This is a genomic window from Heyndrickxia camelliae (assembly GCF_002844575.1).
In the GTDB taxonomy this organism is placed as follows: Bacteria; Bacillota; Bacilli; order Bacillales; family Bacillaceae_C; genus Margalitia; species Margalitia camelliae.
The window spans coordinates 34,773-58,502 of record NZ_PIQO01000005.1; the positions used below are offsets into that span (position 1 = coordinate 34,773).

The 23,730-nt window shown below is 37.0% G+C and carries 23 protein-coding genes and 1 pseudogene; 18 read left to right on the top strand and 6 right to left on the bottom strand.

Annotation, left to right across the window (positions count from 1 at the left end; translation table 11 throughout):
- The first annotated feature begins 100 nt into the window (after positions 1 to 100).
- The 7 genes from CWO92_RS08760 to CWO92_RS08790 all read left to right on the top strand — a co-directional run bounded on the left by CWO92_RS08760 (position 101) and on the right by CWO92_RS08790 (position 6,234).
- On the top strand, positions 101 to 811 hold the full coding sequence (locus tag CWO92_RS08760; RefSeq protein WP_101353833.1) for a FadR/GntR family transcriptional regulator: 711 nt from the start codon (positions 101 to 103) through the stop codon (positions 809 to 811).
- A gap of 215 nt (positions 812 to 1,026) precedes the next feature.
- On the top strand, positions 1,027 to 1,773 hold the full coding sequence (locus tag CWO92_RS08765; protein WP_101353834.1) for a (Fe-S)-binding protein: 747 nt from the start codon (positions 1,027 to 1,029) through the stop codon (positions 1,771 to 1,773).
- Positions 1,757 to 3,181: a LutB/LldF family L-lactate oxidation iron-sulfur protein gene (locus CWO92_RS08770; protein ID WP_302466779.1), complete on the top strand. Its 1,425-nt coding sequence runs from the start codon at positions 1,757 to 1,759 to the stop codon at positions 3,179 to 3,181. The genes CWO92_RS08765 and CWO92_RS08770 overlap by 17 nt, the downstream gene beginning before the upstream one ends.
- A gap of 1 nt (position 3,182) precedes the next feature.
- Positions 3,183 to 3,902: a LutC/YkgG family protein gene (locus CWO92_RS08775; protein WP_101353836.1), complete on the top strand. Its 720-nt coding sequence runs from the start codon at positions 3,183 to 3,185 to the stop codon at positions 3,900 to 3,902.
- Positions 3,903 to 4,589: 687 nt separating this feature from the next.
- On the top strand, positions 4,590 to 5,042 hold the full coding sequence (locus CWO92_RS08780) for a MarR family winged helix-turn-helix transcriptional regulator (protein ID WP_101353837.1): 453 nt from the start codon (positions 4,590 to 4,592) through the stop codon (positions 5,040 to 5,042).
- Positions 5,043 to 5,068: 26 nt separating this feature from the next.
- Positions 5,069 to 5,587, top strand: coding sequence for a spermidine/spermine N(1)-acetyltransferase (gene paiA / locus CWO92_RS08785; RefSeq protein ID WP_101353838.1), 519 nt, complete (start codon positions 5,069 to 5,071; stop codon positions 5,585 to 5,587).
- Between the two features lie 23 nt (positions 5,588 to 5,610).
- Positions 5,611 to 6,234, top strand: coding sequence for an FMN-binding negative transcriptional regulator (locus tag CWO92_RS08790; RefSeq protein ID WP_101353839.1), 624 nt, complete (start codon positions 5,611 to 5,613; stop codon positions 6,232 to 6,234).
- Positions 6,235 to 6,440: 206 nt separating this feature from the next.
- On the opposite strand, the pseudogene CWO92_RS08795 reads toward CWO92_RS08790, so the two are convergent.
- Positions 6,441 to 7,484 (bottom strand): annotated as a pseudogene (locus CWO92_RS08795) (aldo/keto reductase).
- Positions 7,485 to 7,784: 300 nt separating this feature from the next.
- On the opposite strand from CWO92_RS08795, the gene CWO92_RS08800 reads away from it, so the two are divergent.
- Positions 7,785 to 8,333, top strand: coding sequence for a TetR/AcrR family transcriptional regulator (locus CWO92_RS08800; protein ID WP_101353840.1), 549 nt, complete (start codon positions 7,785 to 7,787; stop codon positions 8,331 to 8,333).
- 91 nt (positions 8,334 to 8,424) lie between these two features.
- On the opposite strand, the gene CWO92_RS26285 is transcribed toward CWO92_RS08800, so the two are convergent.
- The 3 genes from CWO92_RS26285 to CWO92_RS08810 form a co-directional block, all read right to left on the bottom strand.
- On the bottom strand, positions 8,425 to 8,556 hold the full coding sequence (locus tag CWO92_RS26285; protein WP_268877585.1) for a hypothetical protein: 132 nt from the start codon (positions 8,554 to 8,556) through the stop codon (positions 8,425 to 8,427).
- Positions 8,557 to 8,694: 138 nt separating this feature from the next.
- Positions 8,695 to 9,867: an MFS transporter gene (locus CWO92_RS08805; protein WP_101353841.1), complete on the bottom strand. Its 1,173-nt coding sequence runs from the start codon at positions 9,865 to 9,867 to the stop codon at positions 8,695 to 8,697.
- Between the two features lie 1,108 nt (positions 9,868 to 10,975).
- A complete protein-coding gene (locus tag CWO92_RS08810; RefSeq protein ID WP_101353842.1) occupies positions 10,976 to 11,392 on the bottom strand; it encodes a MerR family transcriptional regulator in 417 nt (138 codons plus the stop codon).
- Positions 11,393 to 11,600: 208 nt separating this feature from the next.
- Here CWO92_RS08810 and CWO92_RS08815 point away from each other — a divergent pair, with 208 nt between their 5' ends.
- Together CWO92_RS08815 and CWO92_RS08820 are read left to right on the top strand one after the other, a co-directional pair.
- Positions 11,601 to 12,641 carry an NAD(P)-dependent alcohol dehydrogenase gene (locus CWO92_RS08815; protein WP_101353843.1) on the top strand — a complete coding sequence of 347 codons (1,041 nt, stop codon included), beginning with the start codon at positions 11,601 to 11,603 and terminating at the stop codon, positions 12,639 to 12,641.
- Positions 12,642 to 13,009: 368 nt separating this feature from the next.
- A complete protein-coding gene (locus CWO92_RS08820; RefSeq protein ID WP_101353844.1) occupies positions 13,010 to 13,513 on the top strand; it encodes a GNAT family N-acetyltransferase in 504 nt (167 codons plus the stop codon).
- A 223-nt stretch (positions 13,514 to 13,736) separates the two neighbouring features.
- On the opposite strand, the gene CWO92_RS08825 is transcribed toward CWO92_RS08820, so the two are convergent.
- A complete protein-coding gene (locus CWO92_RS08825) occupies positions 13,737 to 14,834 on the bottom strand; it encodes a helix-turn-helix domain-containing protein (protein ID WP_101353845.1) in 1,098 nt (365 codons plus the stop codon).
- Positions 14,835 to 15,104: 270 nt separating this feature from the next.
- On the opposite strand from CWO92_RS08825, the gene CWO92_RS08830 reads away from it, so the two are divergent.
- The 8 genes from CWO92_RS08830 (at position 15,105) to CWO92_RS08865 (ending at position 22,240) form a co-directional block, all read left to right on the top strand.
- Complete coding sequence (locus CWO92_RS08830; protein WP_101353846.1) at positions 15,105 to 15,863, top strand: nucleotidyltransferase domain-containing protein; 759 nt, start codon at positions 15,105 to 15,107, stop codon at positions 15,861 to 15,863.
- A 68-nt stretch (positions 15,864 to 15,931) separates the two neighbouring features.
- The gene (locus CWO92_RS08835; RefSeq protein WP_101353847.1) at positions 15,932 to 16,138 is read left to right on the top strand and encodes a gamma-type small acid-soluble spore protein; all 207 of its coding nucleotides are present in this window, start codon (positions 15,932 to 15,934) and stop codon (positions 16,136 to 16,138) included.
- A 420-nt stretch (positions 16,139 to 16,558) separates the two neighbouring features.
- On the top strand, positions 16,559 to 17,317 hold the full coding sequence (locus tag CWO92_RS08840) for a transporter substrate-binding domain-containing protein (protein ID WP_101354020.1): 759 nt from the start codon (positions 16,559 to 16,561) through the stop codon (positions 17,315 to 17,317).
- A gap of 88 nt (positions 17,318 to 17,405) precedes the next feature.
- Complete coding sequence (locus CWO92_RS08845) at positions 17,406 to 18,068, top strand: amino acid ABC transporter permease (protein ID WP_101353848.1); 663 nt, start codon at positions 17,406 to 17,408, stop codon at positions 18,066 to 18,068.
- A 1-nt stretch (position 18,069) separates the two neighbouring features.
- Positions 18,070 to 18,792: an amino acid ABC transporter ATP-binding protein gene (locus CWO92_RS08850; protein ID WP_101354021.1), complete on the top strand. Its 723-nt coding sequence runs from the start codon at positions 18,070 to 18,072 to the stop codon at positions 18,790 to 18,792.
- A 220-nt stretch (positions 18,793 to 19,012) separates the two neighbouring features.
- Positions 19,013 to 19,885, top strand: a complete 873-nt coding sequence (locus tag CWO92_RS08855) for a CPBP family intramembrane glutamic endopeptidase (protein WP_101353849.1) — start codon at positions 19,013 to 19,015, stop codon at positions 19,883 to 19,885.
- A gap of 318 nt (positions 19,886 to 20,203) precedes the next feature.
- On the top strand, positions 20,204 to 20,533 hold the full coding sequence (csaA, locus tag CWO92_RS08860) for a chaperone CsaA (protein ID WP_101353850.1): 330 nt from the start codon (positions 20,204 to 20,206) through the stop codon (positions 20,531 to 20,533).
- A gap of 504 nt (positions 20,534 to 21,037) precedes the next feature.
- Positions 21,038 to 22,240: an ATP-binding protein gene (locus CWO92_RS08865; RefSeq protein ID WP_101353851.1), complete on the top strand. Its 1,203-nt coding sequence runs from the start codon at positions 21,038 to 21,040 to the stop codon at positions 22,238 to 22,240.
- A gap of 873 nt (positions 22,241 to 23,113) precedes the next feature.
- Here the strand turns inward: CWO92_RS08865 and CWO92_RS08870 are convergent.
- A complete protein-coding gene (locus CWO92_RS08870; protein ID WP_101353852.1) occupies positions 23,114 to 23,638 on the bottom strand; it encodes a DUF6886 family protein in 525 nt (174 codons plus the stop codon).
- Positions 23,639 to 23,730: the final 92 nt, after the last annotated feature.

Below are 23,730 nucleotides of genomic sequence, written 5' to 3' on the forward strand. Positions count from 1 at the left end.
ATAATATTTTTTGCTATTTTTATAAATTCTTTTATGAATATAGTAAAATAAAGGTGTGAAAATATAAGGTATAGGGTTTGTTCATTTCAGGAGTGAAAAAATGGAATATAAAAAAATACAACCTAAAAAAATATATGAGCAAGTTGCAAGTGAATTAATAGATATGATTCGTGATGGTAAGCTTCAACCTGGGCAAAAATTGGATTCTGTTCAACAGCTGGCAGAAAATTTTTCAGTGGGAAGATCTGCGATCCGTGAAGCACTTACGTCATTACGTGCCATGGGGTTAATTGAACTGAGGCAGGGAGAGGGCACATATGTCCGAAAGTTTGAGCCAGGAGATATCACCTATCCTATTGACCAGGCACTACTAATGGATAGAGATGATATTGCCCATCTTCTTGAGGTTCGAAAAATATTAGAAACTGGAGTCGCCCTCACAGCCGCTATGCAGCATACAGAGGAAGATTTGCTCAAAATGAAAAGTGCATTATTGGATATGAAAAAGGCGACTGGAAATGAGGAATTAGGGGAGCAGGCCGACCTTGATTTTCATATGGCACTTGTAAAGGCCACCCACAATCCGTTGTTAATTAGTTTGATGAGTCATGTATCAGATTTAATGGTAAAAGCCATGAAAGAAACCAGAAGAATATGGCTATATTCAAAAGTATCAACCCTTGAGATTCTTTACGAACAACATGCACGTGTATTGAACCATATTGAAAAAAGAGAGCCTGAACAGGCAAGGACCGCCATGCTAGATCACTTAAATAGTGTGGAAGATATGCTGAAGGATTATAGTAAATAGGAGCCTCGCTCAGGTAGGAGTGGGGTTTTATTTTGGTCTTATTTGTAGGAAAAGAGTTCTTTTAAGGAGGCAATTGAAAGGAATCTTTATAAAGAAATAGAATAAATTAATAGTAAACCCCCTTTGAAATATTTTAAAATGGAGGTACAATAATAACAGGTCATCTGATGACCTTATCATTTTGTGTTCCCTATACTTTTAAGAAGGTGACAAAGTTGAAAGTAAGTTTATTTATTACATGTCTTGTTGATATGTTTAAAACGGATGTAGGAAAATCGATGGTGGAATTACTGGAGAGACTCGGATGTGAGGTCGATTTTCCGGATGGGCAGGTTTGCTGTGGACAACCGTCCTACAATAGCGGTTATGTAGAAGATACTAAACCGGCCATGAAGAAAATGATAGATGCTTTCCAAGATTCCGATTATGTCGTGGCGCCATCTGGTTCTTGTGCCTTTATGTTTAAAGAATATCCGAAGATTTTCTCAGGAGACCCGGAATGGGAGCTAAAAGCGAGAGATCTAGCAGAGAAAACATATGAATTTACGCAATTTATTGTGGATGTTTTAAAAGTAGAAGATGTTGGCGCGAGGCTGGAGGGAAAAGCAACGTATCACCCATCTTGCCATATGACAAGGTTGTTAGGTGTAAAAGAAGCTCCTATGAAACTTTTAAAAAATGTAAAAGGTTTAGAGATTGAGCCGCTTCCAAACGCGTATAACTGCTGCGGATTTGGCGGAACCTTTTCGGTGAAAATGGGACCGATTTCGGAACAGATGGTGGATGAGAAGGTTCAACATATCGAACAAACCGAAGCGGACTATCTAATTGGTGCTGACTGCGGCTGCTTAATGAATATTGGCGGACGCATTGATCGCAAAGGAAAACCAATTAAGGTAATGCATATTGCTGAAGTCTTAAATAGCGGCCATGGAGGTGTGCACATTGGGCATAAAAATTAGTGAAAAACAATTTAAAAGCCGATTGGACGAAGGACTTCATGATAATTTTATGAGAGGTGCAGTTCGTGATGCACAGGAACGACTGCAACATAACCGTGGCAATGCGGTGGAACAGCTCGGTAGTTGGGAAGACTGGAGAACACTTGGCGAAGAAATTCGTCAAAATGTACTGGCAAACCTCGATTATTATTTATATCAATTGAGCGAGAATGTTGCTAAGCGCGGGGGACATGTCTTTTTTGCCGAAACAGCCGAAGAGGCACGCGAATACATTAAGAATGTCGTAGTGAAAAAGAATGCTAAAAAGATAGTTAAATCAAAATCAATGGTGACGGAAGAAATCAGCTTGAACGAATGTTTGGAAGATGCAGGCTGTGAAGTGGTGGAGACTGATTTGGGAGAATACATACTGCAAATTGATGATCATGATCCGCCTTCCCATATTGTCGCGCCCGCTTTGCATAAAAATAAACAGCAAATTCGGGACGTTTTTACAGAAAAAATCGGTTATACAAAATCTGAAAAACCAGAAGAACTGGCCGCACATGCCAGGGAGATGCTTCGAAAGGAATTTCTATCTGCTGATGTAGGAATTACAGGCTGTAATTTTGCCATTGCGGAAAGTGGATCTATTAGTCTTGTAACGAATGAAGGAAATGCGAGAATGGTGACTACTCTTCCTAAAACTCAAATAACCGTCATGGGGATGGAACGAATTGTCCCTACCTATGAGGAAATGGAAGTTTTGGTTAGCCTATTAACGAGAAGTGCCGTTGGTCAGAGGTTGACCAGCTATGTCACATCCTTGACAGGACCGAGAATAGAAGGGGAAGTCGATGGTCCGGAAGAATTTCATCTTGTGATAGTTGATAATGGAAGGGCGGAAATTCTCGGAACAGAATTCCAACCAGTTTTACAATGTATCCGTTGTGCTGCTTGTATAAATGTTTGCCCGGTTTATCGCCATATTGGCGGACATTCCTATGGTTCTATCTATCCTGGTCCAATTGGTGCGGTTCTTTCTCCGTTGTTGGGAGGGTATGACGAGTATAAAGAACTTCCATATGCTTCTTCATTATGCGGGGCATGTACGGATGCTTGTCCAGTTAAGATTCCACTTCATGAATTGCTTCATAAACATCGACAGGTGATTGTGGAACGAGAAGGAAAGGCGCCGGTTTCGGAGAAACTCATGATGAAAGCCTTTGGAATGGGGGCTGCATCCAGCGGTTTATATGGAGTGGGTTCGAAAATAGCATCCACTGCAGTGAAGCCATTTGTAAAAGATAATAAAATTACAAAAGGTCCCGGGCCATTAAAAGCTTGGACTGAAATTCGTGACTTTCCTGCACCGAATAAAGAGAGATTCCGTGACTGGTTCCATAATCGGAAGGAAGGAGATGACTAACATGATCGGAACGATTCAAAATCGTGAAGCCTTTTTAAGTAAAATTGCTAAAAATCTTGGCAGGGATCCGAAAATAAACGGAGTACATTTGCCTTCTTATTCGAAAAAACCCCAATACGAGGTTTTAAAAGGGGCAAGTCAAGAGGAGTTAGTTGCAGTTTTACAAGGTCAATGTGTCAATATTCATGTAGATTATTTCACATCAAGAGTCAGTGAACTGCCGTCGATATTGGATACGATAGTAACGCAATATGGAGGCGGTCCGATTTCCCTCTGGAACGATGAGCGTTTTGAACAAGTGGGATTGAAGACGCTTATTCATGAGGAATGGCCAAGTAAACAAATAGATGTCCATGTTTGGGATCCTGGCATGGGTGAAAAAAATATAGAACTTTGTGAAAGAGCCAATGTCGGTATTACTTTTAGTGACATTACGTTGGCTGAGTCTGGAACGGTTGTTTTATTCAACGACAAGAATAAAGGACGATCTGTTAGTTTGCTTCCACGAACCTATATTGCCATCATTCCGAAAAGCTCCCTTGTGCCGAGGATGACACAAGCAGCACTGTATATTCGAGAACAGGTGGAAGCTGGTGAAGTAATTCCATCCTGCATTAACTTTATTACAGGACCAAGTAACTCTGCCGATATTGAGATGAATCTGGTCGTCGGAGTTCATGGTCCGGTCAAAGCTGCCTATATTCTTGTAGAGGACTTGTAAGTGGGATTGAGGGTCCGGGCCCTCATCCCACTATACTTCAAAAGAGGACGGAGGTGCCCTTATTTGTGAAATTACCGCTAAATTCTAAAGGTTTGCGGACAAACAATCCGCTCTTTAACAAAAAATGCTCTAGTTTTAGGGTAAATTCAGTGAATAGCGTACCTAGAGTCAGTAAAGTTTAAAAACGCCAATTTATTGAAATAGCGGAATGATAGTCCGCAAGTAAGTAAACCAATCCCTAGAAATTCCTCGGTTCTTTTTTATGCTAATTTCAAAAGTTCAATTCGCCTAGAATTGGACTTTTTCGTTTTGTAAGAAATTTTATTAGAAAAGGAACGTGACCAAAGGGGGAATGCAGCAGTAGATTGTAAAAGAGGGACCATATGACGTTGAGAATTGGGAATGAATATAGCCGTTCTTCTTTGGTCATGGGAGTAGAATTATTCATTACTATTTAAAATGGAGACCGCCGAAACAGCAAGCTAAATTTTTACCCCTAGTAGTGCAATAGTTTTGCAATAGCCAATGTACCATTCTAATGAATAAAAGCGGATAGATTCAGCTGCTAAAGATAGACGGCTTTTCTTATTTTTTTATTTTTTATTGCAAATGCAACAAAAATAAGGTAAATTATACTTATACTTTTTTGTTGCGTTTGCAATAAAATATGAGCGTAAGGAGTTTATTATGAAGGAAATTCTGCGTGAAATTGGCATGATCGCAAGGGCATTAGATTCTGTCAGTAATATAGAATTTAAAGAATATGATCTTACAAAAGGGCAGTATTTGTACCTTGTTCGAATATGCGAAAACCCAGGAATCATTCAGGAAAAGGTAGCAGAGATGATAAAAGTAGATCGAACAACAGCATCACGTGCGATAAAAAAGCTTGAAATGAATGGCTTTATTGAAAAGAAAGAGGATCAGCATAACAAAAAAATAAAAAAGCTCTTTCCAACAGAGAAAGGAAAAAATGTTTATCCCTTTATTAAAAGAGAAAATGATTATTCCAATACCGTTGCATTAGCCGGTCTTTCTGAAACAGAAGCAGAAACCATTTTCCATCTTCTTCAAAGAGTAAGAAAAAACATAGAAAAAGATTGGGAGTATGTAAAAAAGGGAAATAAAAGAAATTATTGAATATATGAAAGGAGCGATATATCAAAATGACTATAAATATAAAAAAGTGCACTTTTGAAGATTTACCATTACTTCAAGAAGTTGGTTACGAAACATTTAATGAGACATTTAAGGATCAGAATTCACCCGAAAATATGAATACTTATCTAGAAAGTGCATTTAATTTCAACCAATTGGAGAAGGAATTATCCAATACTTCTTCGCAATTCTTTTTTGTTTATTTTAATAGTGAAGTAGCTGGATATTTAAAAGTCAACATCAATGATGCTCAAACTGAAGAAATGGGTGATGAATCCCTTGAAATTGAGAGGATTTATATAAAGGGCAAATTTCAAAAGCATGGACTTGGTAAATTTTTGTTCAATAAAGCTATGGAAATGGCGATTGAATGTAATAAAAAGAAAATCTGGCTGGGTGTATGGGAAAAAAATGATAATGCTATTGCCTTCTATAAGAAAATGGGGTTTGTTCAAACTGGAACCCACTCTTTCTATATGGGGGATGAAGAACAAACGGATCTTATCATGACCAAAACAATTATTTAACCTTTTTGAAGGGTGGACTATTTATGTATATTCCAAAATATTTCAGGGTCGCTAATGCTGATGAAGTTTGGGATTTTGTTCAAAAAAACTCTTTTGGTACGATTGTCACCACCAATCATGGAAAACCAATTGCCACTCATTTGCCATTACAGTTAAGGAAAGAAGAAGAAGATTATTATATAACGGGGCATATAGCATATGGAAACCCGCAATGGAAAGCATTCGAAACAAGTGAAGATGTATTGATTATATTTCAGGGACCACATGCTTATATCTCTTCTTCCTGGTATGAAAAGGAAAATGTCCCTACATGGAACTATCAAGCTGTACATGTATATGGCACAGTGAGCATTTTAGATAAAGAAGATTTAAAACAGGATCTGACAATGTTGCTGCAAAAATACGAAAAACACCGGGAGAATCCAGCTTTATGGGATAAGCTTTCTCCTGAAATGTTAGAAAAACAACTGAAAGCGATAGTAGGGTTTAAGATGAAAGTACAAGAATTTCAAGCTGCATATAAATTAAGCCAAAACCGAAATGAAACCGATTATGTTAACATCATTGATCAATTAAAAAAGGAAGAAGATCCAAATTCGAAACAAATGGCAGAAGTGATGGAAGGAAGATTACAAAATCATATATGAGCACTTTTTCCTCGACGATAATTACTAAAAAGAAGGAGGCTGGGACATAACGCAGTGAAAATCAAAAAAGCGCATGAAATCAAATTTAAAAACCTTGATTTCATGCGTTTTTGCTTTCGTAGATTTAACCAATTTCAATGATTTTCTTACTTATGTCCCAGCCTCTATATTCCTTCAAATTAATGTAACGCTTTTGTTTTTTATACTTATGACCATTTCCCGGTTAAAACCTCCGTACGATCGGTTGCTGGAGCAGGTGTTCTGGATAATCGTGAAATTTCTGCATACATTTCTGGTGTCATTGTAAAATCTGCAGAGGCTAATGAATCCTCCAATTGATCTAAATTGCGCGCACCGATAATTGGAGCGGTAACGGCAGGATTAGACTTTACCCATGCCACTGCTAGAGTTGCAGGTTTCACATCATGGTCATGCGCATATTTAGTAAACTGCTCAGCTACCATAAAATCTTCGTTTGCACCGTATCTATCCGTGTAGCGTGCTTCCTCTACAAGTCTTCCTTGTGCTGGACGCTTGTCCACTCCGTATTTACCGGTTAATAATCCAGCGCCAAGAGGACTGTAAGTAATGACTCCGATTTGTTCGGATTTAGCCATTGGTAAAATTTCTACCTCAGCTTGACGTTTAACCAGGTTATACATAGGCTGAATTAATTCAAAACGAGCAAGATGTTCTCTTGCGGAAACACCTAATGCCTTAGTAATTTGCCAAGCAGCCCAATTACTAACAGCAGGGTAAAGAATCTTTCCTTGCCGTTGTAAGTCGTCTAGTGTGCGAAGTGTTTCTTCTATTGGTGTTTTTGCATCAAAGTCATGTACAAATTAAAAATCAATATAATCTGTTTTTAAACGGCGAAGACTTGCCTCTACACCTTGCATTATATGTTTTCGGGATAAACCTTTTCCATTTACATCTGCACTTGTGTTCCAAAACACCTTTGTTGTTAGGACGATATTTTCCCGTTCATGTGCAATGCATTCTCCTAAGATTTCTTCAGAACGTCCTCCACTGTATACATCAGCGGTATCAAAAAAGTTAATACCAGCTTCGCGACAACGTTTATACATTGCTTTTGAGGTTTGTTCATCGGCGTTGCTACCAAAGGACATCGTTCCAAAGCATAAATTTGAAACTTGAATTCCTGTTTTTCCTACCGTACGATATTCCATATCAAAATACCTCCTGTATCCTGGTTTAATCCATTTTATCCCAAATCCTAGCAATGACATACTCTGATGTACTGACCATAAAGGTAAATTTTCCAGCCCTTGTTCATTACTTTATTATTCATCTTTCTCATAAGTGAAAAAGGGATTTTAGGTAGCTATCATCTCGGCTACTTTATTCTTATCATTCCTACTTGATTTCTGGTTTTCTTAGAGCAATCAATATTGATTGATTAATCAACATTTGTTAATAATTATAGATGGTGGCACAATGCTTTCAATGGTTAAATTGCCGCAATCCGTTGATTTATCAACAGATCATTTAAAATTGTTGATTATCTTTAGAAAGATTGGTGAAAGAAATTGTCTAAAGTAGATAGAAGAATTACTAAGAGCCAAGAAGCTATTAAAAAAGCTTTAACAGAACTAATGAGTGAAAAAAATTTTGACGATATTACCATTCAGGATATTGCAGACCGAGCAGATGTTAATAGAGGAACCATCTATCTTCATTACACTGATAAATATGATTTACTAGATAAATTGATTGAAGAACATATAAATAAACTCCGTGAACTTTGCCAAGCAGCAAACGATATGTCGTTTCAAGAAGGGAATTATGTCTGGTACGAGTATTTTGAAAAAAATTATTTATTCTTTTCAACCATGTTGGCGAGTAAAGGTGCCCCATATTTTCGCAGCCGCTTTCTTGATTTGGTTGTGGAAGAATTTAAAGAAGAATTGACCGGAATGGAAGGGAAAAATTCCGGTTTAAATAAAGAGGTTATTCTTCAATTTTTTGGTGCAGCAACTGTCGGGGCAGTGGAATGGTGGTTCAAGAATGGGATGCCCTTGCCAGCCCGTGTCATGGCTGAACAAACAGGGGTATTATTGGATAGGAATCTGGAGTAAATGGATGATGTACCCAGCAAGTGGACGGTAAATTACAGTAGGAAAAAAGGAGCTAATTATTTGGCTGTTAGCAAGTTCATAACCAATCAGCTTATTCTTTTGTGTTGGTTTTACCTTGTATCCATTCCCAGTCTTTCGGATTCATATCATCTGGGACAATATCATTGATAATATCAAGGTAGTGATTTGCTTTTTCCTCCATACATTTAATGTTTAACATCAAAAAACCGATTTTCCAATGAGGAAATTCGGTTTTTCCATTTTGCAGACTTTTGGGGATTGATTTTCCGTGACGAACGGTTTTGCTGTTGTCGTTCTTCTCTTTTTGGGCTACTTTCAGTTGCTGGATAAAAGGATGTTATTATCTAGAAAGTTGCTGCACAGGATTAAGCAAATAGTTTCTAAGTAAGATAGTTACCAAACTTAGTAACAATGATAGGATTCCGACTAATACAACGGATTGTATTCCCACTTCTGATATAAATATCCCACCACAAGCTGCGCCCAAAGTTGTCCCTATGTTACAAGATGATATAAATAATCCGTTGGAAAAATCAGGTGCTTCGGGAGCGGACGACACAATCAAATATTGATTAATATTTGCCATTATTCCCCCAGCAAGTATTCCCCAAATGAAAGTAATGATGACCATTGATACGGTATACTTGCCTGTGAAAAAGAGAGTGATATAAACTGCAACCAATAGTAAGGGAAAGAATAATATAGATTTATTAGGACTATGAGTAAGTAACTTTCCGGCGACAAAGTTTCCAATAATATTGGCTCCACCGAAGATGAACAGTGTTAGACTCGTGGTAGTAGGAGTCATATTTGTTACTGTTTTCAGGTATTCAGTAAGATAACTATAAATCCCAAATACAGCTGAGTTTAATAAAATTACAGTCAAGATAGAAAGCCATATTATAGGTTTTTTTAATATGGCAAGTTGGGCACCATATGAAATTCTTTCTTGAACAGGCATAGATGGTATAAATATCAATGTAGCGATGAATACAATAATATTAACAATTGCAAAAAATGCCATCGCCATATCATAGGAAAAGGCACTATCAATAAAACTTGCGATTGGCACGCCGGCTACCATACCAGCAGATACTCCAATGAATACTTTTGAAACAGCTTTCGGGGCTTCTTCTTTACTTACTGAGCAAGAAGCTACTGTAAATGCCAAAGAGCAATAAATTGGATGAAATAGTGCGGGAATGATACGAGCAATTAATAGAATGGTAAAGTTAGAAGTAAATATGGATACAATGTTTCCCACAACGAAAACTCCTAATACAAGTAACATGACCTTCTTACGATTTATCCCTGAAAACAGTAAAGGCATCGTTGGTCCAGATACAGCTATCGTTAAAGCAAAAAAGCTTACTAGCCATCCTGCTTTTGATATGCTGACATGAAAATGATCAGCAATGGAAGGCAATAACCCAATCACTCCCATTTCGGTATTTAAGATGCCGAAAACTCCTATGGTCAATATAAAAAGCAACAAATAATTTCGTTTAGTCAAAAAAACAACTCCTATCTTCCGTAAATGCCCCCAGAGAACAATGGGAATAAATTCTCAGTAAAGAATGCCTCCAAATTATCAAATGGAATATAAATCAACGTGACCCGCATTTGGTACGATCTCCAGCCCTTTTGGTTCTGCCGCCGATTTGTAGCATGTTTACTAAAGTATCGTGTGTGAATAGAATTGGTCTTGGTAAAATGGATTTAATGTGTATAAGAAGCGTGGAATCATAACACTAAGTTGAGTAATGGAGTTTGAATGGTATCCACGAGGCGTAGAACAGAACTCACCAAACTTCGGGATCTGTATTTCATCAAATTCCATAGGTGTCCTCGATGTCCGAGTGTTGCTGACCCACTTCAACATCCACATAACGTTGCTCAGCAATTTCACCAGCATATTGTTTCGTGCTTCCTTAGTTAAAGAGTCCATCTAGCATTGGCCTCTGCCCAGTATATATCGTACATACTGATCGTAGCCACCGCTTTAATGCGTCTATCACCTTATGCTGCACCGATCGTAAAACCACCGCAGTGGCATATACCTTGCACCAATTGGATTCTTATTTAAAAATGGACGCGCCTCTATAATCAACTGCTGCACTAAGTATAAAAGTTATAGTTAACTCTAGCGCAAGTATAAATTTTAAAAAATTTATTGTGAAAATGTGTTTTTAGTTAAAAAGGAATTTCTAAGGTAAAAGTTTAATTAAGAAGTTGTTATTTTTTTGGAAGAGTTCGTGTAAATGGAAGAAGCAATGTTACAGAAAAACTTGCACAGGAAAGGAGAAGATTATGTAAAGGACAAGAGTCATTGCTTTATTAGGAGAATTGTCTTTTAGAGGCAATGTAAAGGACAAGAGCGGTTGCTATATTAGTTGAACTGTCTAATAGAGGGCGTATAAAGGACAAGAGCCGTTGCTATATTAGTTGAACTGTCCTTTAGAAGCAATGTAAAGAACAAAAGCCTGTCTCTTGTTAACCTTACTATCCTTTTTTAGCCACAATCATAGCATTGCTCGTGAGTATCTTATGAAAACTCCAATAAATATTAGAAACAAATCGACCTGTATTACACATAATTATGAAATACAGGCCGTGTCGAGTTAATTAGTGATAGAAGCTCCTATATTATTATTTTTATGAATATCCTCTGTACCAGCTTCCAGTGCAGTTTTATAATAGAAACATTTATGCTCGATGAGCTCCATGGTTTTTTTTAGTTGTTCCATCTGCGCTTCTACACTAGCTTTTCTTTCCAAAAACATGTCATATCTTTGCTGTAAGGTGGAATCCCCTTCAGAACACCAATCAATAAAATTTTTGATTTCTTTAAGTGGCATTCCGGTAGATTTCAGGCATTCAATGACTTTTAAAGCTTCGATATCGGAGTCTTTAAACAAGCGTGTTCCGCTGGAAGTTCGTTCTACAAAGGGGATAAGTCCCTCCTTGTCGTAGTAACGCAAGGTATATACTGTAAGATTCAATTTTTTTGCAACTTCGCTGATAGAATATGTCTTCATCATTAATCTTCCTTTCTAAATAATGTAGACCTCGAGTTAACTCTATATAAATTATAGCATTCTATCATGCTGATATTCAGAATGTCAAAACTACCATTTTATAATTTTTTGTAAACTTATCACTTGACCTCGAGTTTACTATAGGGATTATTCTAGTTTTGCGAGAGAAAATACTCTTAAAAAATCAATATATTGGAGGAGAATACAGATGATAACTGCTAAAGCACGTGCTGTAGACGGCCCAGACAAACCGTTTAGAGCTGCCGAAATTAAAAGACGTGATCTTGATTTGCATGATGTTCTGATTGAAATTAAATATGCAGGTATTTGCCATTCGGACATCCATACTGCTCACGGTGAATGGGGTCCTGTACATTATCCTCTAGTACCTGGGCACGAGATTGCGGGGATTGTTACGGCTGTTGGTCCTAATGTTACAAAATACAAGGTTGGTGATCGTGTAGGAGTTGGATGTATGGTTGACTCTTGCGGTGAATGTGAGAACTGCCTTAAAGGAGAAGAACAATACTGTCTAAAGGGAAATATCCAAACCTATGCTGGTGTTGATAAATATGGCGAACCTACTCAAGGAGGCTATTCAACGCATATTGTCGTACAGGAAGATTTCGTACTCGGAATACCTGATAACATTGAACTTGATGTTGCAGCGCCATTACTTTGCGCAGGTATTACGACCTATTCTCCATTAAATCATTGGGAGGCTGGTCCAGGTAAGAAGGTAGCGGTAATTGGGATGGGCGGTCTTGGTCATATGGCTGTTCAAATTGCACATGCTATGGGTGCCGAGGTAACTGTTCTATCACAAACATTGAAGAAAAAGGAAGATGGTTTGCAACTCGGAGCAGATCATTACTATGCTACTAGTGACCCAGAAACATTCAGGAAACTTGCTGGATACTTTGACTTAATTATTAACACGGTAAGTGCAAAAATTAACCTCGATGAATATTTAGGACTGCTTACTCTTGATGGTACTTTGGTAAACGTGGGTGCTCCTGCAGAACCGCTGTCACTAAGTGTGATGAATTTAATCGGTCATCGCCGTTCATTTGCAGGTTCCATGATTGGTGGCATTCGTGAGACTCAGGAAATGTTAGACTTCTGTGCCAAACATAATATTTTACCTAAAATAGAGGTTATTTCGGCCGATCAAATTGACGAAGCTTATGAACGTGTATTAGCTTCAGATGTGAAGTATCGATTCGTGATTGATATCAGTACAATGTGAGTTGCTTACATGATAACTATAAAAGTGATTTTGAGGATGTCCTAAAAGCCTAGCTTTCGGACATCCTTTTATAATGAAGTGCAAATCTACTAATTCAAGAGCTTGAACGAATGGTGTAAGATGGATGACAAAGATTCCCTTTAATCAATCTAAAGGTTCCTATTCGGGATATATGAAAAACTACTAAAAAAAGGATTCCTATTTAATTTTTTCCAACTGAAAGAAGGGGACGCTATGGTGAGCACATTTTTTATTTAACCAAAGGAGGATTTTAGTAAATAGATTAAATTTATATTGCAACAAGTATGTTAAGTAATGTAACATATGATTAGCGATTTAAGCGAAGAAAATATGAGGGAGTCCTTTTTGTGTTAGAAAACATCACATTTAAAAATGCGAGTATTGATGATTTGCCAATGATAGTGGATATTTATAATTCGACTGTTTCAAGCAGAAACGTAACTGCTGATACTGAACCTGTATCCATAAATGATAGAATTGCTTGGTTTAAAGAACATAATCCTGAAAAAAGACCTTTATGGGTTGTAGAGTATGAAGGTGAGATAGGTGGTTGGGTAAGTCTACAATCTTTCTACGGAAGACCTGCCTATAATGGAACCGCCGAAGTAAGTATTTATCTTCATCAAAACTTTAGGGGTAAAGGACTTGGGAAAAAGATTTTAAACAAAGTTCTAGAAGAATGTCCTAAGTTCCAAATTGATACATTACTTGGATTTATCTTTGCACACAATGAGCCAAGTATTAGACTATTTTCAAGTTTTGGATTTGAAAAGTGGGCTCATTTACCAGAAGTAGCTAATTTAGATGGAATCAAAAGGGATTTAGTTATACTTGGAAAAAAGATTTATTAACTTAAAACGGTTAATTTTCTACTGAACCGTAACTTTTCATAAGGGATGCTTTTTTCTAATGGAAGCTAGCTAGTAATCACTTTGGCAAGGGTAAATAACTGAAAATACTCAGGGTTTTGTATCCCTGAGCAATTTTTTTGCTACTAATGTTGTTCATGATACTAGATGATATTCGAATTCTGTATCGAAAACCAGCCATCACCAACAGCGTAGAAGGTGGATATCAAACATTCCTACTCATAAGGTCTTTTACTAATCCACTTACCATTTCCCTACTCATAAAGGGAGCAAGTCCCGTAAGAATATCCGGATTCATGTTTTCGATTCCAACCTTTTTAATTAATGAATCGATATTGTCACGACCTAAAAAAGGTGCAAGGGCTATAATCCGGTGTATATCCAGTTCGCCAACTTCAACCTTGCATACCAATTCATTTAAATGTTCCTTGCTCATAAAAGGGGCAAGTTGTACAAGTATTTCTGCTTCTATATGGTCCATTCCAGCAGTTTCAAGTAATTTATCGATATTTTCTCTGCCCAAGAAAGGAGCAAGACCCGTAATTTGATGAATTTCAAGCTTTCCATCGGCAACCTTATCTACTAATTCTGCTAAGCGCTCTCTGCTAATAAAAGGGGCAAGTGTTTGAACGAAGCTCCAGCTGATCTCTCCATCCTCAGCTCGATCGAGCAACTTATCTACATAATCTCTGCCAAGAAATGGAGCAATTCTAGCAATTTCTTGGATGGTTAAGCTTGTCTGCAGGGTTTTATCTACTAATTTTCTCAGCGTGTCTCTACTTAGGAAAGGAGCTACTTCAGTGACGATATCCCATTCGATTTCTTCATCAGATGTTTGCTGAACTAATTCATCTAGTACTTCTGACCCTACAAATGGTGCTAGATGCATAATTGTATCTAAGTTAAACACCTTTTTATCTAATTTTTCCGTAACTTTATCTAGTACACTGGCTTTTACTAAAGGTGCAACGTCAACAAATTCCTCCATACTTACTTCCCCAGAGTTAATCATTTCAGCAGCTTCTTCCGTTTTGCCGCTGGAAATTTCATTGAACATGCTCCCAATCTGACGGTATTTACGATGTTCGAATGTTTCGCCTGCATTCATAATGTCATCAACGGTCACACCGAAAACTTGTGCAAGCATCGGAAGTGTTCCGATATCCGGCATTGATTCGCCTCGTTCCCATTTGGAAACGGCTTGATGGCTTACATTTAATTGATCAGCTAATTCTACTTGTGTCATATCCTTTTCCTTACGAAGCTTTGAAATAAATACCCCAATTTTACGTGTATCGAGCATATAACTCTCCTCCTGAAAAATAGTACAGTGCGCGCTGTTTAATAAGATGGTAACATTTTCATCCTTCAGAAACTATCAACTAATGGTTGAATCCCCAAATAACGCTAATTCAACTGGCGGTTGAGGGACAGGTTCCTTTTCCCAGTGGGACGGTTCTTTTGTTTCGCCTCAAGAAACAAGAGAACCGTCCCTATGTTTACGCGAGGAAAAAGGAAAATGACTAGGTATACCGAATTAATTTAGAAAGGATATGTAAAAGGGGACTGAAACATGTTGCGACAAGATATAGCATTAGAAAAAATAGTGGAAAGTTTAAAAAATGATCAAGCGGTACAAGCGGTTTTCTTAAAGGGCTCCATGGGGCGTAATGAACAGGATGAACATTCTGATATCGATCTCTATTGTCTTGTTCACAAGGAGCAGGAGGAGTCATTTTTATCGAGACGTTTAAATCATTTACAAGCTTATCGAAATATTATCTTTTATGATGATATTTTTATTGTTGCCCCACAGATGATTGCCGTGTTTGATGATATGCTTCATATTGATTTATTTACTGTTACGCCAGAATCTTTTGTAGGAAAGGATTTTATAAAAGTTTTGTATGATCCAGAGCATCTTTTAGAGGAATTCCGTGATTTCCAGGGATTGACCCTTTCCGAATCAGAATATCAAGATGATGTCACGGATGTAGCTTGGTTTTTGTTCCAATATAAAAAATCAGCTGCAAGAGGGAATGATATTTGGGCAGTAAGAATGCTAACCAATGTGATGTATCATTTATCAAGAGTGCTTTTGCACCGATATGCACCGGAACGTGCGCAGTTAGGGTTAAAAACGATAGAAAAGTCGCTTCCCGAATCGATAGTAGATGAACTAAAACAAATTTTTGAACATATCACGCCTAGTGCACATAGGAAAGCTGCCCTACAAATAAAACAGTTTGTTTCAAAAGAACTGGATTGGATTAAACTCCACTTTACGCAGAATAATCAGATTATATCTTTATTAAGGAAGATGCTCAATTAGGCATTTATTGTAAAATAACATGAATAAAGAGCCCTCCGAACGAAAAGCTAATGCAAAGGAGGTTTTTTATGAAGAATACTAATAATGATGGTTTTACAGTGGTTGGAACCAATATTGAAGAGGTTAAACGAAAAAATGCTGAGTCCGGAATGTCTTATAATGAAGTAAAAGATTGGCTTGCCAGAACAACTGGGGGACGTGGGACAGCTATTTACAGTAATACGGATGTTGAAGAGATAAAAAGGAAAAACCAGACGATAAAGAAGAATGATTAATGGCCACCTAGTTTTAGGTGGCTTACTTTTGATTTCTCATAGGCATTTGGGTTCCTTCCAATTTGTATTAGGAAGTTGCTGCGGAGCTGGGCAGCTATTTCATTAGGTGAGTAAGTAGTTACGGAGTCAAGAAAAGAAAATAAAATTTCCGTTTCCAATCCCTCCAGCGCTTTCTTCTGAATACTCTATTCAAAGTTCACGTGCATCCCGATAAGGGAAGGACAATAAGAGTTAAAGCTTTTTCATGAATATATGCATTTTAGAAAAATGGTCTCGGTCATTTTGAATCAAGACAGTTGGTATATTGCTGCACCTATTTCTATATAAGTAGTAATAGTCCACTATTTTCATAGTGAATAAAAAAAGGTACAGGAGGGGTTCATTATATTTAGAAAAAAAATAGGCATTTTGGTGGTTGCTATGTCCATCGCTCTGTTATCAGCCTGTGGGACAGGAGACAAAAGCACTGGAGCAAGTGACGGGAAAATGAAGACATACACGGTCGCAACGGACTCGAACTTTAAGCCGTTTGAGTATAAAAATACGAAAACTGGTGAAATGGAAGGGTTCGACATTGACTTGATGAAGGAAATTGCCAAACGAGCTAAATTCAAAGTAAAATTTGAATCCATGCAGTTTGACGGGGTGATTGCTGGAATGAAATCAGGGCGTTATCCAATTGGAATTGCGGGTATGTCCATTACAGATGAGCGGAAAAAGTCGATAACATTTTCAGACCCATACTATGATTCGGGAATTGTGTTAATGGTTTCAAATGAAAGCGAGATTCACTCTATTGACGATGTTGATGGAAAGAAAATAGGTACTCGTCAAGGTTCAACAAGCCAAGCCTATTTAAAAGACAAGACAAAAGCAAAGGTTGAAGCTTTCCCAGAAATCGTTAATGCCTACATGGATGTGAAAACCGGGCGCCTTGATGCTGCCCTTTATGACCTGCCTAATGTTCTTTTCTTCATAAAGCAACAGGGGGAGGGGAAAGTGAAAACGACTGGTGATGTTCTCGAAGGACAATCCTACGGCATTGCCTTCCCGAAAAACTCTGATTTGGTAGATGATGTGAATACTGCTTTGAAAAAGATTGTAGAAGATGGTACCTATGCAAAAATCTATAAAAAATACTTTGGTGCTGAACCGTCAGAGAAATGGCGAGGAAAATAAGATTTCACAAGCTTGCTAAAAAGGAAAGCGTAACATTGCAACTAAGTTACGCTTCTTTCACCTAATGTTAGGAGATGAAGGTTTTTTTATGATAGATGCGATACTGAACAGTTATTATATTCAATGCTTGCCGTTTTTATTTAAAGGATTGGTATGGACGCTCATTATTACAATAGGTGGTTTAATTCTTGGTTTTATCCTTGGGGCATTAGCCGGAATGGGGCGGCTATCCAAGAATCGCATTATTCGAGCGATATGTACAGTGTATGTTGAGGTAGTGAGAGGAACTCCTATCTTAGCTCAAGTACTTTTTATTTATTACGGGCTTACAGAAGATGTCATTGGGATGAATATTGATAAGATAACGGCATCCATCATTGCGATTTCCTTTAACGCTGGTGCTTATATTGCGGAAATTGTCCGCGGTGCTATTAAATCTATTGAAAAAGGACAGCATGAGGCAGGGCGCTCGATTGGTCTATCACAAAGACAAACCATGCGATATATTATTTGGCCGCAAGCATTTAAACGAATGATTCCTCCGCTTGGAAATCAATTTATTATTAGCTTAAAGGATACATCGCTGTTCTCTGTTATTGCAGTAGGAGAGCTCCTTTATATGGGGCAACAATTCTATAATCTCAATTTTGCTCCTTTCCAAACACTAATCATGGTATGTATTATATATCTTTGTATTACCATTCCTACCTCCTTATATTTACGCAGATTAGAAAGGAGGCTTGATGTATAACATGATTACCGCCAAAAATTTGCATAAATCCTTTGGTTCACTCCAAGTATTAAAAGGAATCAATGTAACAATCAAGGAAAAAGAGGTAGTTTGTGTCATCGGCCCATCCGGTTCTGGAAAAAGCACCTTTTTACGATGTTTGAATGCATTGGAGGAAGTAACATCTGGAGAGGTTATCATAGATGGAAAAAATTTAACAGATTGCAAGATTGATATAAATGCAGTCCGTTCGCAAGTAGGAATGGTGTTTCAGCACTTTAATCTTTTTCCCCATATGACCGTGTTGGAAAATGTCACCTTGGGGCCTATCAAGGTAAAGGGAATGACAAAAGCCGAAGCGGAAAAGATCGCAATCCCTATATTAGAAAAAGTAGGTCTTTCTGATAAGGCAAAAGTGTACCCGGATAGTTTATCGGGTGGTCAAAAACAGCGAGTTGCCATCGCGCGGTCCCTGGCGATGAATCCGAAAGTGATGCTCTTTGATGAACCGACTTCCGCCCTTGATCCTGAACTCGTCGATGATGTTTTAAAAGTCATGAAGGATCTCGCCAAAGAAGGCATGACAATGGTAGTAGTCACACATGAAATGGGCTTTGCCCGCGAAGTTGGCGATAGGGTTTTGTTCATGGATGAGGGGATTATCATGGAGGAAGGAACTCCTAAGGAGATTTTTGAAAACCCGCAAAATCCGCGCACGCAAGGATTTTTAAGTAAAGTTTTGTAAGACTTGGATAAACGGGTTAAGGATGCGTTATCTCAAGGTTATTCTTAACTAAGGTGAGTCATTGTATTATCGTACTGCCAACATATGAAATTAGGTAGTTTTTTTCGCTATAACAGAGCCGGTGTGCGCCCCTTTTAGTTTTTCACATCCTTCTTTGTTTCTGTCTGGAAATCTTGTAAAATTAATGGGAAGTATATTTTTGAGATAAGGGGTTTAGTAAATGGCGATACAAAGTAAGGCACGATTGACTGGCAGTATTATTTATCGGTTAGTATTAGCAATCATCTTAATGCTTGTTTTAACTACAATTCTATCAATTCCTGCTCTAGCATATATTCTTGTGACTTCTGATGTTCCATTAGAAGAGATCTCTGACTTTTCACTGGAGGACCCTGTCACAGGACTACTGTCAGGTGCTGCTTCCTTTTTAGGAGTGCTTTTAACCGTTCTAATCATGACAAAATTTAAGAAACAAGCCATGAAAAATATGGGCTGGACTGATTTTTGGAAGCGAAAAGGCGAACTTGCTTTTGGATTGATATTAGGATTTGCCTCGATTACGATAATCTTTCTAATCTTATGGGCAACTGGTCAAATTTATTTTGAACATATCCGCTGGCATTTTTCATGGTCCCTCCTATTAGGGCTTATTACGTTTATTTTTGTAGCTTTGAATGAGGAATTATTTTTTCGCGGGTACATTATATCGATTTTAAGGCAGACACATTCCAAAGTGGTTATTTATCTCGTTTCTGCCGTGATATTTAGTTGTGCGCATATTATGAATGATAATGTGAAACTATTAGGACTTATCAATATTGTATTAATTGGCCTTTTGTTTGCTTATATGTTTTTAAAAACAAATCGTTTATGGATGCCGGTTGGGTACCATTTGACGTGGAATTTTTTTCAAGGGAATGTTTGGGGATTTCATGTCAGCGGAACCACAACAACAAGCGTATTAAAACCAGAAATTCGAAACACGATTTTAACGGGCGGAGGTTTCGGTCCCGAAGCTGGACTCTTAACAACAATAGTAATAATAGTTGGTTTTTTTGTTGTTAGAACATGGGGACGGTTCAAGTGTCTCTAACCTAATTTCAAGTTTTAGTAGAACATATAAATTATATTGGATTATCAAAGATTCCCATTGTTTCAATTTTTTCGGTCAGTGTACATTTTAGTTCAAAATATAAAAAATTAAGAGGCTATAAATCCTTGGTCAAAACTGTGAACAGGTCGGTATGTGCATACTACCCCTATGTTTCGTTAACGTGGGTGTTATTTTCTTTGCAGTTTTACTATTCGCTGTTCAAGCAGTAGCAAGGGCTCCGAGGCAGTTGATTAATTTCCCTTATTTTCCTTAATATTATAAAATTATAATAACTGGAAAAATGGGAGGTACTATTTTATGGCAACCATTGAGGATTTTTTGAAATTGGATATTCGCTTGGGTACTATTTTGAAGGCAGTGCCATTTCCAGAAGCACGAAAACCCGCAATAAAATTAGAAATTGATTTTGGTGAAATGGGGATTAAACAATCTTCCGCACAGATCACCAAAAGATATGAACCAGAACAATTAGTTGGTAGGCAGGTAGTTGCAGTAGTTAACTTCCCTCCAAGGCGAATTGCAGGTTTTAAATCGGAGGTGCTAGTGCTGGGCGGTATTCCCGGAGATGAGGATGTAGTGCTTTTAAGACCTGATGAAGTAGTTGAAAATGGTACAAAAATCGGATAAGCGACTGTAAAAGTCGTCAGCAAAACAACTGATGCGATTCCTTAGCTGGGATCGCTTTTTTTATTAGCCTTTTAAATCACATGAAATTGTGAAAAGATTGATCCATACCATGAGCAAATTTGTATATATATTTTATTTAATGGTTAGTTCATTTCTTGTTGAAACGTATTCCACTTTCTGTTTCTCATTAATTTTGAAGAAAGTATCTTGCGCTTTTTCCATTATGTCTTGAGGGAAATGGAATGTATTAGTAGATTGATTGCATTTCGAGTAGCAATAGATTCATTCCACTAAATAAAATCCCCCTTTTATTAAAAAAGAGGAGATTATTTTGTGTTAAATGCGTTATAGCGTTCTTAGAAACCACTACTGTCCATGTGTGGCGGACAAAATACAAGAAAGTCCACGGATGGTGCCAGGCACCACGATATGGTAATATATGAGTAGGAATATTTTACCCTGTAAATTATAGGAAATTAAGAATTTGGATAAAAAGGTGTATCCATGGAAGAACTTTATACTCAAATAAATAAAAAGATTTACTATTTAACTGTATGCATTGTAATTACTATTATGGTGATGGGATTATTTGTGGGGAATAATTATATTGGATGGCATGATACTGGATTTGTTTTACACAGTTTGCTAGTAGCGATTTTAACTGTATGTTTATTGTTATATCCTAAGTATGTCACACATTTGTTGAGAACCATTATAATAATTTTTGCATTTTGTTATTTTTATACGATCTTTTTTCTGTACCCCGGAATTGGGTCCAATTTTATTTTTCTATGTTTTATCCCTGCTATAGCGATTTTGTTTTTTGACTCAAAGCTATTTTACTTTTCCATTGTAATTAATAGTGTTTTAATAACCTTTACTTTCATCTATATTAAGCTTTTCGATGACGAATCTGCTTACTTCTATATTAAAGAAGATTTACTTGGAAATGTGGTCAATTTTATCGGAAGTCAAGCACTGATTTGCTTTATTTTCTATTTAACGTACGGGAGAATGAAAAAACAGCAATTATATTATGAACAAGTAAAGCAGTCAGAGCGTTTAAGGACTACTGGTCAATTAGCCGCTGCAGTTGCGCACGAAATAAGAAATCCATTAACAGTAGTAAAAGGGTTTCTGCAGTTATATGAGAATGATGAGGCATATAATATCGATGCAAAAAGGCATTTCAGACTGATGATTGATGAATTAAATATCGCAGAAGAGGTTCTTTCCCAATTTCTATCGATAGCAAAGCCGAATAAAAATGAAGAGACAGAAACAGTGAATGTCAGATCCGCTCTGCAAAGTGTTGCCGATTTACTTAAATCATATGGGCTTTATCGTAATAATAAAATTGAATTAAATGTGGAAGAGGATATCTATATTGAAGCCAACAATATGGAAATAAAACAGTTACTTGTGAATATTCTCAAAAATGCCATTGAAGCCTCTAAAATTGGTGATCCTATCATGGTAACAGCAGGTACGAAGAAGAATTTTGTAGAAATTAAAGTGATAGATTTTGGAGATGGAATGACGGAAGAAGAATTGAAATCCCTTGGAACACCGTTTTATTCCTTAAAGAGTAAAGGTACAGGGTTAGGGATGATGATTTGCTTTAATATTGCCGCAAAATACAAAGGAACCATTGAGTTTCAAAGTGCTAAAGGAAAAGGTACCACTGTCACCATCCGGTTCCCATAAAAATGTGCAAAGAGGAGCTAGGTGTATTATTAAGCAAATACATAGTTTCACACATGAGAGGATAGATGAGCAGGAATTAAATTTCTGTATTCATCTATCCTTTTTGTATAACCAATAATGCCCTCATTTTACTAAAATAGTTGTTACTGGCTGTTCAACTAAAGCAGGATTTCTAGAATTTTCACCCTCATTAAAGTAAACAAAAAGACTACGTTTTACCTTCACTACCTTTTTATCTACTTTAATGAGGGTAATGTCATTCAAAGGTAAGAGTTAATGGATTCGCGTTAATTCTTTATGAACTAAATGGTGACTTGGGTTAAGGCAGATTTCCTGTTGCGTCTTTTCCAAAGACTCCAATCAAAAACATCATCTTTATCTCGACTAGGTTTGATTTTGGATTTGTACTTCAAACTCAAAAGCATTCGAAACATCAGTAATATGAAATCCTTAGGAATTTGGTGGATTGATAATGTGGCTGTGTCTATTAATGTTTTAGTTCCATCTAAACGAAAAACTTCAATCTTAGCAGTGATTGTCGTTGTTTATGGTTGTTTAAAACTTTGGTATAGACTGTGGTCGATGACTTTGCTGCCGTAGTATCTATTTAGTTTTCAAGAGGTCCGGTAGAATAACTAATGGCATATTCAATTCCACCTCTTTTTTATATAGAATTATGTAGATTACCGCATTTTTAACTGGACAAGAATAATAGTCAACTAAATTTTTTTTTGGGAAAAATAAATTTGATTTGGTTTAAGTGATTATCCAGGCATAAAAAAAGTTGCTACGTGAGGTTGCAACTTTTTTTCAGATACTATTTATTTATCTAACCTTACAAAAGGAAGCGACTGCACTGTTGCAAAGCTTTCTTTAGTACCCTTTTTTCTTAGCATTCCCCATTCTACACATAGACCAATTAAAACTAGTATTTTTAATTTTTTCACATAAATCCCATAGATTATCAATAATTCGTACTTCAACTTTTCTATTTAATAGCTCCTTAAATAAGTCTTGTATAACAATTCGAGCAATCGGAATTTGAGATTTTTCACTTACATAGTATCCTGCAGACTTATCCTGTAAAGTAAAATCCGTTGTGTCAAATTCATATAAATATAATGTAGTATTTTTCATCCTTTCAAACCATTCATGTTCAATGGCAATTACATGATTTGTTGTTTCCGATGAAAGATACATTTTTTTATCAATCTCAGTAGTATTTTTGGTGCAATGATATGTAACTCTTGGGCAATTACGTGGTGTTAAAAAATTGGGTAAACACTCTTCATTTATCGCCCAAACTAATCCCTTATTCTGATCTATATCTTTTCTGGTTGGTATTCGGGGGTTAAAAACAGAAATATCAGCTTCTTCACTTACATGAAATAACCTCATAGCATCTTCCTTCCAGCATTAAATGATGGTTTTCAAATTATGTTTCAGTTCAAAAATCACAATTTCGCTTTCCAAGTATGGGTTTTTAGCAT